General features: G+C 71.6%; 12 protein-coding genes and 1 riboswitch. Of the genes, 9 read left to right on the top strand and 3 right to left on the bottom strand.

Going from position 1 to position 12,691, the window contains the following annotated elements; translation table 11 throughout:
* Positions 1-91: 91 nt before the first annotated feature.
* Complete coding sequence (locus AMK21_RS28755) at positions 92-1,333, bottom strand: MFS transporter (protein WP_073882084.1); 1,242 nt, start codon at positions 1,331-1,333, stop codon at positions 92-94.
* Between the two features lie 177 nt (positions 1,334-1,510).
* On the opposite strand from AMK21_RS28755, the gene AMK21_RS28750 reads away from it, so the two are divergent.
* Positions 1,511-2,692, top strand: a complete 1,182-nt coding sequence (locus tag AMK21_RS28750) for an ROK family transcriptional regulator (RefSeq protein ID WP_073882083.1) — start codon at positions 1,511-1,513, stop codon at positions 2,690-2,692.
* 40 nt (positions 2,693-2,732) lie between these two features.
* Here AMK21_RS28750 and AMK21_RS28745 read toward each other — a convergent pair whose 3' ends face one another.
* Positions 2,733-3,479: an SDR family oxidoreductase gene (locus AMK21_RS28745; protein WP_073882082.1), complete on the bottom strand. Its 747-nt coding sequence runs from the start codon at positions 3,477-3,479 to the stop codon at positions 2,733-2,735.
* Positions 3,480-3,606: 127 nt separating this feature from the next.
* Positions 3,607-5,970: a chitinase C-terminal domain-containing protein gene (locus AMK21_RS28740; protein WP_073882081.1), complete on the bottom strand. Its 2,364-nt coding sequence runs from the start codon at positions 5,968-5,970 to the stop codon at positions 3,607-3,609.
* Positions 5,971-6,280: 310 nt separating this feature from the next.
* A riboswitch (FMN riboswitch) is annotated at positions 6,281-6,411 on the top strand.
* A 160-nt stretch (positions 6,412-6,571) separates the two neighbouring features.
* On the opposite strand from AMK21_RS28740, the gene ribD reads away from it, so the two are divergent.
* The 8 genes from ribD to AMK21_RS28700 are packed head-to-tail and all read left to right on the top strand — an operon-like array spanning position 6,572 to position 12,511.
* Positions 6,572-7,672 (top strand): bifunctional diaminohydroxyphosphoribosylaminopyrimidine deaminase/5-amino-6-(5-phosphoribosylamino)uracil reductase RibD, encoded by a 1,101-nt coding sequence (gene ribD / locus AMK21_RS28735; protein ID WP_073882080.1) that lies wholly within the window; start codon positions 6,572-6,574, stop codon positions 7,670-7,672.
* Positions 7,673-8,314 carry a riboflavin synthase gene (locus tag AMK21_RS28730; RefSeq protein WP_073882079.1) on the top strand — a complete coding sequence of 214 codons (642 nt, stop codon included), beginning with the start codon at positions 7,673-7,675 and terminating at the stop codon, positions 8,312-8,314. It abuts the gene before it with no gap.
* Entirely contained in the window at positions 8,311-8,955 is a 645-nt protein-coding gene (locus tag AMK21_RS28725) for a nicotinamide mononucleotide transporter family protein (protein WP_073882078.1), read from the top strand. Before AMK21_RS28730 ends, AMK21_RS28725 begins: the two co-directional genes overlap by 4 nt.
* Positions 8,952-10,256 carry a bifunctional 3,4-dihydroxy-2-butanone-4-phosphate synthase/GTP cyclohydrolase II gene (locus AMK21_RS28720; protein WP_073882077.1) on the top strand — a complete coding sequence of 435 codons (1,305 nt, stop codon included), beginning with the start codon at positions 8,952-8,954 and terminating at the stop codon, positions 10,254-10,256. Before AMK21_RS28725 ends, AMK21_RS28720 begins: the two co-directional genes overlap by 4 nt.
* A gap of 55 nt (positions 10,257-10,311) precedes the next feature.
* A complete protein-coding gene (ribH, locus tag AMK21_RS28715) occupies positions 10,312-10,797 on the top strand; it encodes a 6,7-dimethyl-8-ribityllumazine synthase (RefSeq protein ID WP_015607322.1) in 486 nt (161 codons plus the stop codon).
* A 35-nt stretch (positions 10,798-10,832) separates the two neighbouring features.
* Complete coding sequence (locus tag AMK21_RS28710) at positions 10,833-11,105, top strand: phosphoribosyl-ATP diphosphatase (RefSeq protein ID WP_073882076.1); 273 nt, start codon at positions 10,833-10,835, stop codon at positions 11,103-11,105.
* Between the two features lie 59 nt (positions 11,106-11,164).
* Positions 11,165-12,013, top strand: a complete 849-nt coding sequence (hisG, locus tag AMK21_RS28705) for an ATP phosphoribosyltransferase (protein ID WP_073882075.1) — start codon at positions 11,165-11,167, stop codon at positions 12,011-12,013.
* A gap of 36 nt (positions 12,014-12,049) precedes the next feature.
* Positions 12,050-12,511: a PH domain-containing protein gene (locus AMK21_RS28700; protein ID WP_073882074.1), complete on the top strand. Its 462-nt coding sequence runs from the start codon at positions 12,050-12,052 to the stop codon at positions 12,509-12,511.
* The last annotated feature ends 180 nt before the right edge of the window (positions 12,512-12,691 follow it).

Below are 12,691 nucleotides of genomic sequence, written 5' to 3'. Positions count from 1 at the left end.
GCCGGTCTGTGACCCGGTGTTCGGTGTTCACCTGCGGAAAAGATCAGCGCCATGGTAGTGGTGCGGCGGGGAGCCTCGGCGTCCGGGAGGCTCAGCTTCCCGCCGGGCTCTTCGCCGCCGCACCGCCCAGCGTCGCGCCGGAGCCGGTGACCTTCCGGTCGCCCGCCCGCAGGACCCCGGCCCCCACGACCAGGCCGAAGGCCAGCGCGGTCACCACGCCGAAGGACACCACCAGCGAGGTCGTCTCCGCCAGTGCACCGATCGCGGAGGGGGCGATCAGGCCGGAGGTGTACGTGATGGTGGCGACGCCCGCGATGGCCTGGCTCGGGTTCGGCCCGCTGCGCCCGGCCGCCGCGAAGGCCAGCGGCACCACGACCGCCACGCCCAGGCCCAGCAGCCCGAAGCCGCCCATCGCCGCCGCGGGGGAGGGCGAGAACACCACGAGCAGCCCGCCCAGGGTGGCCAGAGTCCCTCCCACCCGTACGGTCCGCACCGCGCCGAACCGGTCCACGATCCGGTCCCCGGCGAGCCGCGCCACCGCCATCGTCAGGGCGAAAGCCGTGGTGGAGGCGGCCGCGACACCGTCCGAGCTGCCCAGGATGTCCCGCAGGTAGACCGCCGACCAGTCCAGGCTGGCGCCCTCCGCGAACACCGCGCAGAACCCGACGGCTCCGATGATCAGCGCCGACTTCGGCGGCAGGGTGAAGCGCGGCGGCGGCTCCTCGTCCGGCTCGCTGCGCAGGTCCAGCACGCCCCGGCAGGCGAGCAGCCCCAGCGCCGTCAGCACCAGCGCGGCGAGCGTGTGGTGGAGACGGGCGTCGGCGCCCACATGGGCGGCGACCGTGCCGGCCGCCGAACCGATCAGCGCACCCACGCTCCACATCCCGTGCAGCCCCGACATGATCGACTTGTCGAGACGGTTCTCCACCTCCACGCCCAGCGCGTTCATCGCCACGTCGGACATTCCGGCCGTGGCGCCGTAGACGAACAGGACGGCGCACAGCGTCAGCAGGTTCGGCGCCAGCGCGGGCAGGACCAGCGCCAGCGTCCACAGGGCGAGCAGCCCTCGCAAGGCGGTCCGCGCCCCGTAGCGGTGGCTGATCCGGCCCGCCAGCGGCATCGCGATCGAGGCGCCGATCGCCGGGAAGGCCAGCGCGAGGCCCAGCTGGCCCGCGCTCACCCCGGCGTGGTCCTGGATCCAGGGCACCCGGGTCGCGAAGCTGCCGGTCACCGCCCCGTGCACCGCGAAGACGGTGGCGACGGCGACCCTGGCCCGTCTCACCTGCTCCATGCTGTAGGTGGTGTGGACCGTGGCGGTCGGTTCCTTCGTCATGCGGTCGTGCCCTCCCCTGAGGATCGACGGTGCGGGTGCGCAGGCCCTTCCCGGCGCTCCCGCTCCTCACTGCGTCGGGTAAACTATCAGGAACCCTGCCTGATAAATAGTTCTTTCGGGCCGCTCCCGACACCGACCCGGGAAACAGGCTCCGCAGTGGTCTGGGAGGATCCCGGTATGCCCGCATCACCGAGCACGGCTCGGGCCATCAACGACCGGCTCGCCCTGCAACTGCTCCAGCAGCACGGCCCGTTGACGGCCACCCAGCTGAAGACCCTGACCGGACTCTCCCGCCCCACCGTCGCCGACCTGGTCGAACGGCTCCAGGGCGCCGGGCTGCTCCACGTCGTCGGCGAGTCCGGCGTCGTCCGACGGGGTCCCAACGCCAAGCTGTACGGGATCGTCGCCGACCGGGCCCACCTCGCCGCCCTCGACGTCCGCACGGGCAGCGTCTCCGTGGTGGTCGCCGACCTGCTGGGGGCCACGCTCGCGGAGGCCACCCTGCCCATCGACAGCGGCACCGGGACCGGGCCCGCCGTCGAACAGGCCGTCGCCCTCCTGGAGCGCACGGCCCGCGAGGCGGGGTCCGTGCCGCTGCACAGCGTCGGCATCGGGGCCCCCGGCCTGATCGATCCGACCACCGGCGAACTGCGCGACAGCTCCGGACTGCCCGCCTGGCACCGGGGCCTGGTCCGGGTGCTCCAGCAGCGGCTGCCGGCGACCGTGCTCGTCGAGAACGAGACCAACCTCGCCGCCGTCGCGGAACACCGCGCCGGGGCCGCCCTGGACCGCGAGACCTTCGTCCTGATCTGGCTGGGCCAGGGCATCGGGGCCGCCGTCATGCTGGACGGCAGGCTGCGGCAGGGCGCCTCCGGGGGCGCGGGGGAGATCGGCTTCCTGCCGGTGCCCGGGGTGGCCGGACTACCCTCGGCCGTCGACTGCGAAGGCGGCTTCTACTCCCTGGCCGGCTCGGCGGCCGTCTGCGAACTCGCCGCCCGGCACGGCATCGGGCTCCCCGGTGGAGCGGCCTCGGAGACCGCCGCCGTGGCCGCCGTACGCGCCGCGCTGGCAACGGGGAAGCGGGGGGAGCCGTTCCTGGACGAGCTGGCCGACCGCCTCACCCTCGGGGCCGCGGCCGTCGTCTCGGTCCTGGACCCCGGCTGCGTCCTCCTGGCGGGCGCGGTCGGCGAGGCCGGCGGGGCCCCGCTCGCCGCCCGGGTCGAGGAGCGCCTCGCCCTGATGTCGCCGCTGCGCACCGAGGTCCGGGCCGGCTCGCTGGGGGACGGGGCCGTGCTGCGCGGGGCGCTGCTCACCGCCCGGGACGCGGCGCAGGACGCGCTGTTCGCTCCGGGCGGCTGAGGAACCGTACGGCTGAGCCCGCCGTAACAGCCGCCGGCGCTCAGCCCGTACGCCGATGCCGCCGGGCCAGGAACTCCTCGAACGTCACCGTCCCTACCGCGTGCTCCGGGCTCAGATGGCCGCCGCCCCGGAACCCCGCGTACGCCTTCCCCGCCAGCCGCACCGGCACCACCCGCCGCCTGCGCTCCGTCGCACGGAGGTAGGCCCCGGCGAGGTCGGTGAACTCCCGGACCTCGGGCCCGCCCAGGTCCGGCGCCCGGCCCGCCGGAGCACCGAGCGCGAGGGCGGCCAGCCGGCCGGCGACCTCGCCGCTGTCGACGGGCTGGACCGACACCCCGGCCGGCACCGGCAGCACGGGGAGCTTCGCCGCGCCGGAGACGATGGACAGGACCAAGTCGTGGAACTGCGTGGTCCGCTGGATGGTCGCGCCCATCCCGGAGTCCTCGATCATCCGCTCCACCCGGCGCTTGAGCGTGTAGTAGCCGAGCGGCACCCGGTCCACGCCCACGATCGAGATGTAGACAAGATGGGGGACCCCGGCCTGCCGCGCGGCGTCGATGAGATACCCGGCCGCCCGGTCGTCGCCGCCACGCGGGGAGGTGGCGCAGTGCACGATCGTGTCCACCCCTTCGACCGCCGCGTCGAGCCCCTTGCCGTCCCGCAGATCGACGGCGTACGAGGGGGAGCGGCGGCTGAGGCCACGGACGTCGGCGCCTTCGGTGCGCAGCCGTTCGGCGACCTGGCGGCCGAGTGTTCCGGTGGCGCCGGTGACCAGAATCGTCGTCATGGGGTCAGCCTGCCAGAGGCGGGACCAGGTCGCGGCGGGAGCGCGGGAAGCCCCGGCGGTGGACGCCGGGGCTTCACGTGTGATGCGGGGAGGTCACAGGGGCGATGAGCTCACCCCCGTGCAGGAGCTAGCAGGCGCCGAGGTCCTTCCAGACGCCCCACTCGCCGGTGGTGCCGGGCTTCTCGCCCTTCGTCCACCACGAGGCCTTCCACTGGCGGCCGTCCTGGCTGACGGTGGAGCCGCCGCCGTACTCGGTGGCCGCGTTCCACGCCGGGGCCGAGCAGGTGCCGCCCGGCTGCGTCGGGGTCGGAGTCGGCGTCGGAGTGGGGCCGGTCGGCGTCGGGGTCGGCGTCGGGTTCGTGCCGGTGCCGGGCTCCACCAGGGTCGTACCGCGGGCCAGGTCACCGGCGAGGGAGTAGGACTTCCCGCCGAAGGTCACGGTCCAGTTGGAGGGGGTGGAGGTCGGCAGGTAGTAGACGAAGTCCAGCTCCACCGAGGCGCCGGGGGCCAGCGTCTGCCAGGCCGGGAGCTTCAGGGAGACCCGGTTGTAGGGGCCCTTGAGCCCGCCGATGTTGTTGGCGGCCGTGTGGTCGCTGCGGACGATCGACGTACCGAAGCCGGACTGGTCCTTGGCGTTGGCCGGGGCGGAGGTGGAGTAGTCGAACTGGAACTTCGTACCGCCGGGCAGCGTGGCCTGGGTCCGGTTGGTGATCTTCAGCTTCGGGCTGATCGGGTAGTTGGAGTCACCGAGGGCGAACTGACCGAAGGAGACGTCGATGTTCACGGCTTCGGTGGGCAGGGTGACCGTCGAGCGCTTCGCGCCGTACGGGGCCGCCGACTTGAAGGCGTCGTACATCGCGGTGGTCAGCGTGTTGCCGGTCTCGTACTGGCCCTTCGCGGCGTTCCACCGGTAGTCGCCCGCCAGCTCCCAGATCATCGTGCCGCCGATGCCCTTGTCGACCACGTAGTCGGCCTTGCGCTTCACCGACTGCTCGTCCTCGGTGGAGAGGAAGACCTTCTTCTGGGCGTTCCACAGCCACGGGGCGACCAGCGTGGAGTCGTACTTACGGACGTAGGTGCCGGTCAGCTGGGTGTTCGCGGGGAAGCCGTAGTCGGTGAGGTAGTCGCCGACGATGCCCTTCTCCAGGTTCTTCGCGTGCCACATCGGGTTGGAACCGGCCGGCGATTCCTTGCCGTTGTCGTCCTTGTCGTGCCACAGGTTGTCGATGCCGACCGCGCCGTCACCGCACTTGGTCAGCCCGGCGCCCGCCGGGCAGTTCGTCGTGGCCGCCTTGCCCCAGAGGCCGTCGGTGCCTCCCTGGACGTTCTGGAAGCCGCGGGTGTAGTACGGCAGGCCGATGTTGATCCGGCCGGCCGGCATCGAGCCGCGGAAGTAGTGATAGGCCCAGTCGGTGTTGAGGTAGCCGACCCCGCCGTACTGCGAGGTGGTGTAGACACCGGCCTGTGCCAGTTCGTTGTCCTTGCCGTCGTCGAACAGCTGGGCGTTCGGGCCGACGTACTCGTTCCAGGCGCCGTGCAGGTCGTAGGACATGATGTTGACGTAGTCCAGGTACTTCTGCATCTGGTACGTCTCCATGCCCCGCAGCAGGTAGCCGGAGGACGGGGCGGCGACGGTCAGCAGGTAGTGCTTGCCGTCGGCGGCGCCCGCGCGGTCCAGCTTCTCGCGCAGGGTCTTCATCAGGGCGTCGTAGCCCTTCACCAGGCCCGCGCGGCGGCCGTTGGCCAGCGTGTGGTCCATGGGGTTGCCCGCGTCCTTCATGGACGTCGCGTACTCGTAGTCGATGTCGACGCCGTTGAAGCCGTACTTCTTGATGAAGGACACGGCCGAGTCGGCGAAGGTGTCGATGCCGGTCTGGTTGACCGAGCCGTCGGCGTTGGTCGCCATCGAGTAGAAGCCGCCGGAGTTGACGCGCTTGCCGTCCGGACCGAAGTAGCCGCCGGTCTCGGCCCAGCCGCCCACGGAGACCAGGGTCTTCACGTCGGGGTGCTGCTTCTTGTACTTGGTCAGCAGGTTGAAGTGCCCCTTGTAGGGGAGCGCCGGGTCCATCTCGGCGCCCGCGACACCGGGCCAGGTCATCCCGGTGGAGGCGTTGTCGGCGCCGTCGGGGCCGACCGAGAGCTTGTTGGAGCTGTCGACGTGCGCGAAGGCGTAGTTGAGGTGCGTGACCTTGTCCCAGGGGATGTTCGGGACCAGGTAGGCGTCCTTGCCGTCCTTGCCGGTACGCCAGTTGGTGAAGTAGCCGATGACACGGCGCTTGTGGTCGGCGCCCATCTTCTCGCGTCCCTCACCGTCGTAGACGGTGCAGTACGGGGTGTCGACGCCGGGGGTCTTGTACAGCCCGTCGGGGCGACAGGACTCGTGGTCGGTTGCGGCGGCCGACGGGGTGGCGGCGAGGGAGGTCGTCAGCAGGCCGGCGACGGCGGCGCCGGCGGCGAGGAGGGTGGCTCTCGCTCGGGTGGGGGACAGCATGTGGACGTTCCTCCTGGGGAGGTCGGCAGAACACAACTGGCAAAGGGGTGGGTCGTATCGGGGTCCCGGTGTGCGCACACCGTGGGAACCGAACCTCGGAGGTGACGCAGAGATTAAGAGGACTAGACCAGTGCGTCAATAGGTCTGGACCTTTCGCGATCAACTTTCCGAATGACTACGTTGTCGGCGCCTCCGTCGATTTCCCGCCGACCCGGCGGAGCGGGAATGCGCCAGTCTCCTGTGACCCAGCCCACAGCACTCACCCGCATGGCCGAGGAGCGTCCGTGGCAGACTGGTTCCGTACCAGTAGCAGCGCACTCCGGGGTCGGTGCAATTCCGAACCGGCGGTTATAGTCCGCGACCCGTCCGCAGCCAGCGGCCGGTTGACCAGGTGGGATTCCTGGACCGACGGTTAAAGTCCGGATGGGAGGCAGTGCGCGGCGGTTCTTCATCGGTACGCCGCCGTAGGCGGACGCATGGCCGGGTTCCTCCGGACCCCTGCGTCCCTTCTTCGGTTTTCGGCGTTTCCCCTGGTGAGCCGCTTCATCTGTCGTCATCGACAGGCCCCGGAGTCCGTGCCCGAAAGAGGCAGGAGGACCCGGTGGCCACCGCAGCCGACATCACCGCCATGGGCCGAGCCGTCACGCTCGCAGCCCGCGGTCTCGGCTCCACGAGCCCCAATCCGGTCGTCGGATGTGTGATCACCGACGCCTCCGGAGCCGTGGCCGGTGAAGGCTTCCACCAGCGCGCCGGAGGGCCCCACGCCGAGGTCCACGCCCTGCGCGCGGCCGGCGAGCGGGCCCGGGGCGGCACCGCCTACGTCACCCTCGAACCCTGTAACCACACCGGCCGCACCGGCCCCTGCGCCCAGGCCCTCCTGGACGCCGGGATCAGCCGGGTCGTGTACGCGGTCGGCGACCCGAACCCGCAGGCCACCGGCGGTGCCGACACCCTGCGCGCGGCCGGGGTCCAGGTCGAGCAGGGCCTCCTCGCCGACCAGGCCGAGGCGGGCAACGCCGCCTGGCTCACCTCGGTGCGCCTGGGCCGCCCGTACGTCCTGTGGAAGTACGCCGCCACCCTCGACGGCCGCATCGCCGCCGCCGACACCACCAGCCGCTGGATCACCTCGCCCGAGGCCCGCGCCGACGTCCACCGGCTCCGCGCCGAGGCGGACGCGGTGATCGTGGGCTCGGGCACCGCCCGCGCCGACGACCCCCAGCTGGGTGTACGCGGCATCGACGGCGCCACCCAGCCCCTGCGCGTCGTCGTCGACACGAACGCCACGGCCGTCAAGCCCGGCGCCCGGGTCCTGGACGACACCGCGTCCACCCTGATCGCGGTCGCCGAGGACGCACCCGCCGGCCACCTCCCCGAGGACACCGTCCTGCGGCTGCCCCGCGCCGCCACCGGCCCCGGCCTGGACCTCGACGCCCTCCTCGCCGCCCTGCACGGGCGCGGCGTCCTCTCCGTACTCCTCGAAGGCGGCCCCACCCTCGCCGGTGCCTTCGTCGCCGCGGGAAAGGTCGACAAGGTCGTCGGCTACCTCGCCCCGGTCCTGCTCGGCGCGGGCCCCGCGGCCCTCGGCGACGCCGGAATCACCACCATCTCCCGCGCGTTGCGCCTCGATGTGACCGAGACGGTCCGCATCGGCCCCGATCTGCGCATCACCGCCGCCCCCGCCCCTGCTCGGAAGGGAAACTGAGTGTTCACCGGAATTGTCGAAGAACTGGGTGAGGTCACCGCCGTCGAGCCCCTCGCCGACGCCTCCCGCTTCCGGCTGCGCGGCCCCCTCGTCACCGACGGCGCCAAGCACGGCGACTCCATCGCGGTGAACGGCGTCTGCCTCACCGTCGTGGAGACCGGCGACGGCGAGTTCACCGCCGACGTGATGGCCGAAACCCTCAAGCGCTCCAGCCTCGGCGCCCTCACCACCGGCTCCCGCGTCAACCTGGAGCGCCCGATGGCGCTCGGCGGCCGGCTCGGCGGGCACATCGTGCAGGGGCACGTGGACGGCACCGGCACCATCGTCGAGCGCACCCCCTCCGAGCACTGGGAGATCGTCAAGGTCTCCCTGCCGCCCGAGCTGACCCGGTACGTCGTCGAGAAGGGCTCCATCACCGTCGACGGCGTCAGCCTCACCGTCGTCGAGGCGGCGGCCGACTACTTCACCATCAGCCTCATCCCCACCACTCTCGCCCTGACCACGCTCGGCCACAAGCAGCCCGGCGACCCGGTCAACCTGGAGGTGGACGTCATCGCCAAGTACGTCGAACGGCTGCTCGGGGACCGGTCCGGGCAGGACCCGATGCCGGGAAGCGACCGGCCCGGGCAGGACCCGCGATGAACGCCGTCTCCTGGCTCAACTCCGAGGCCTTCACCGTGTTCGGCCAGCACATCAAGTGGGCCGACATGATCGGCAACCTCATCGGCCTGGTCGCCCTGGCCCTCGGCTGGCGGCGCTCCATCTGGACCTGGCCCGCCCAGCTCCTCGCCGGCGCCATCCTCTTCGTCGCCTTCGCCTCCGCGCACCTCTCCGGCAGCGCGGGCAAGCAGCTGGTCGTCATCGTCGTCGCCCTGTGGGGCTGGCAGTCCTGGAACCGCGGCAAGCAGCAGGCCCAGGACGGCTCCCTCGCCGTCCGCTTCGCCACCTGGCGCGAGCGCGGTGTGCTGATCGGCGCCGCGGCCCTCGGCACCCTCGCAGTCGGCGGCCTGTTCACCCTGGTCCCGTCGCTCTCCTGGGACCCGTGGCCGGACGCGTACATCTTCGTCGGCACGATCGTCGCGATGTACGCCCAGGCCCGCGGCATGGTCGAGTTCTGGTTCGCCTGGCTCCTGGTCGACCTCGTCGGCGTCCCCCTGAACTTCGCCAACGGCTTCGCCTTCTCCGGCTTCGTCTACATCATCTACGGCGCCCTCGTCCTGTGGGGCATGCGCGACTGGTGGCTGCGTACGCGGACACCCGCTCTGGAAGGAGCCACGGCATGACTGCTCAGCCCACCTGGCTGCACCCCGGCCACGACCCGCTCGCCGAGGACCTCTCCCTGGACCCCGTCGAGCAGGCCATCCGTGACATCGCCGCCGGCCGGCCCGTCGTCGTCGTGGACGACGAGGACCGCGAGAACGAGGGCGACCTCGTCATCGCCGCCGAGATGGCGACCCCGGAGATCGTCGCCTTCATGATGAGCGAGTGCCGCGGCCTGATCTGCGCACCCATGGAGAGTGACGAGCTGGAGCGGCTCGAACTCCCGCAGATGGTCGCCGACAACACCGAGTCGATGCAGACCGCCTTCACCGTCTCCGTCGACGCCTCCGCCGCCCACGGCGTCACCACCGGCATCTCCGCCGCCGACCGCGCCACCACCCTGCGGATGCTCGCGGGCGGGGTCGCCGGACCCGGCGACTTCGTCCGCCCCGGCCACATCTTCCCGCTGCGCGCCCGCTCCGGCGGCGTCCTCGTCCGCAACGGCCACACCGAGGCCGCCGTCGACCTCGCCAAGCTCGCCGGACTCCGCCCGGCCGGAGCCATCGTGGAGATCGCGGGGGAGGACGGCACCATGCTGCGCCTGCCCGAGCTGATCCCCTTCGCCCGCAAGCACGGCCTGACGATCATCTCCATCGAGGACCTGATCGCCTACCGCCGCAGCGCCGAGCCGACCGTCCGCCGCGAGGCCGCCACGCGGCTGCCCACCGCCTTCGGCGACTTCACCGCGTACGGCTACCGCTCCACCGTCGACGGCGTCGAGCACGTCGCCCTAGTCCACGGCGACGTCACCGAGGGCGGCGGCGAGGACATCCTCGTCCGCATCCACTCCGAGTGCCTCACCGGCGACATCTTCCAGTCCCAGCGCTGCGACTGCGGCCCCCAGCTGCACGCCTCCATGCGGCGCATCACCGAGGAGGGCCGGGGCGTCGTCGTCTACCTCCGCGGCCACGAGGGACGCGGCATCGGCCTGCTCTCCAAGCTGCGCGCGTACGAACTCCAGGAGCGCGGCGTGGACACCCTCGACGCCAACGTGGAGCTCGGCCTGCCCGCCGACGCCCGCGACTACGCGGCGGGAGCACAGATCCTCAAGGACCTCGGCGTACGCAGCCTGCGGCTGATGACCAACAACCCCGACAAGACCGCGGCCGTCCTGCACCACGGGCTCGCCGTCACCGGCCGGGAACCGATGCCCGTGCAGGCCGGCGAGCACAATCTGCGGTACCTGCGCACCAAGCGCGACCGCATGGGCCACGACCTGCCCTGGCTGGACGGCGCCCCCGCGTCGCCCTGCGCCAACCAGTGACGACGGCCGACCGGTAACGACCGACCACTTCTACGCAACGAGCTTCAGGAGAACCATGAGCGGCAAGGGTGCACCCGAACTGTCCGTACGCAACTGCGCCGACCTCCGGGTGGCCGTCATCGCGGCCCAGTGGCACGAGAAGGTCATGGACGGCCTCGTCGACGGCGCCCTGCGCGCCCTGCACGAGCTGGGCATCGACGAGCCGACGCTGCTCCGCGTCCCGGGCTCCTTCGAGCTGCCCGTCGTCGCCAAGGTACTCGCCGGCCGCGGCTACGACGCGATCGTCGCGCTCGGCGTGATCATCCGGGGCGGCACCCCCCACTTCGAGTACGTGTCCCAGGGCGTCACCATGGGCCTCACCCAGGTCACCGTCGACACCGGCGTCCCCGTCGGCTTCGGCGTCCTCACCTGTGACACCGAGGAGCAGGCGCTCGACCGGGCGGGCATCGAGGGGTCCAACGAGGACAAGGGGCACGAAGCGGTCACCGCCGCCGTGGCGACCGCGGCCACGCTGCGGACCGTCAGCGAACCCTGGCGCTGAGTACCGCGCGGCGACCCCGTATTCTGAGGACCATCATGGGACACAAAACCTTCGAAGAGCTCTTCACCGAGCTCCAGCTCAAGGCCGCCGAAGGCGACCCCTCCACCTCGCGCACCGCCGAGCTGGTGGACAAGGGCGTGCATGCCATCGGCAAGAAGGTCGTCGAGGAGGCCGCCGAGGTCTGGATGGCCGCCGAGTACGAGGGCAAGGAGGCCGCTGCCGAGGAGATCTCGCAGCTGCTCTACCACGTCCAGGTGATGATGGTCGCCCGCGGGATCTCCCTCGACGACGTCTACGCCCATCTCTGAGTCCGGCCCGAGCACCGCACTTCCCCCTGTTCTCCCTCCGCACAAAGGAACCTGACCTCATGCTGCGCATCGCCGTCCCCAACAAGGGTGCACTCTCCGGCTCTGCGATGGCCATGCTCCATGAGGCGGGCTACCAGCAGCGCAAGGAGTCCAAGGAGCTCGTCCTGGTCGACCCTGAGAACGAGGTCGAGTTCTTCTACCTCCGCCCCCGGGACATCGCGATCTACGTCAGCTCCGGCAAGCTCGACATCGGCATCACCGGCCGTGACCTGCTGCTGGACTCGGGCGCCGACGCCGAGGAGATCCTCCAGCTCGGCTTCGCCCGCTCCACCTTCCGCTACGCCACCAAGCCCGGCACGGCCGCGGGCCCGCAGGACTTCGACGGCATGACGATCGCCACCTCCTACGAGGGCATCGTCGCCGCCCACCTCACCGAGGCCGGCGTCAAGGCGTCCATCGTCCACCTCGACGGCGCGGTCGAGACCGCCATCGAGCTCGGCGTCGCCCAGATCATCGCGGACGTCGTGGAGACCGGCACCAGCATGCGCAACGCCGGACTCGAGGTGATCGGCGACCCGATCATGACCTCCGAGGCCGTCGTGATCCGCCGCAACGGCGCCCCGACCGGCGACCCCAAGGTCCAGCAGTTCCTGCGCCGCCTCCAGGGCGTCCTGGTCGCCCGGTCCTACGTGATGATGGACTACGACTGCCGCGTGGAGCACCTGGAGCGCGCCGTCGCGCTCACCCCGGGCCTGGAGTCGCCGACCATCTCCCCGCTGCACCACGAGGGCTGGGTCGCCGTGCGCTCCATGGTCGCCGCCAAGGAGGCCCAGCGGATCATGGACGACCTGTACGAGCTCGGCGCCCGCGCCATCCTCACCACGGCCATCCACGCCTGCCGTCTCTGAGCGCCCCGGCCACCGCACACCCGAGAGAAGACCCCGATGTCCGCGCCCCGGCCCGAACTCCCCACCCTCCCGGTCACCTTCCGGCCCACTCTCACCCGGGTGGTCCTGCTGAGCGTGGGCCTGGCGATGTTCCTCGTCATCACGGTCATCGCGCTGATGCTGGAGCGGCTCAACCCGGGGGAGCGGGTCACCTTCATCTTCGTCGCCGCGCTCTTCCTCGGCGTCCTGGCCCTGCTCAGCAGGCCCCGGGTCACCGCCGACGACACCGGGGTCACCGTCGTCAACATCACCCGGACCCGCAGGCTGGCCTGGGAGGAGATCCTCCGCGTCAACCTGCGGTCCGGCGACCCCTGGGTCTTCCTCGACCTCAGCGACGGCACCAGCATGCCCGCCCTCGGCATCCAGCCCGGCATGGCCAAGCAGCAGGCCATCCGCGACGCCCGCGCCCTGCGCGCCCTCGCCGAGTCCCGGTCGGCCGTCGGCGACGACACCCCCTGACCGGCGGAGACCCCCGCCGCGCGGGGCCCATTTGTCTACTCTGGTGGGCGGCGGCGCCCCGTGCGCCCCGCCCCGCCCGTTCCACGGCCCCAGTGGGGGCCCGCGGGGCCTTCCTGCGACCCAAGGAGTGACTCCCTCCAGCAATGGACGGATCGTCCGGTAGTACCTGCGCCGCCCCTT

The sequence above is a fragment of the Streptomyces sp. CB00316 genome, assembly GCF_001905595.1.
In the GTDB taxonomy this organism is placed as follows: domain Bacteria; phylum Actinomycetota; class Actinomycetes; order Streptomycetales; family Streptomycetaceae; genus Streptomyces.
This window is presented reverse-complemented; position numbering and strand designations above follow the sequence as displayed.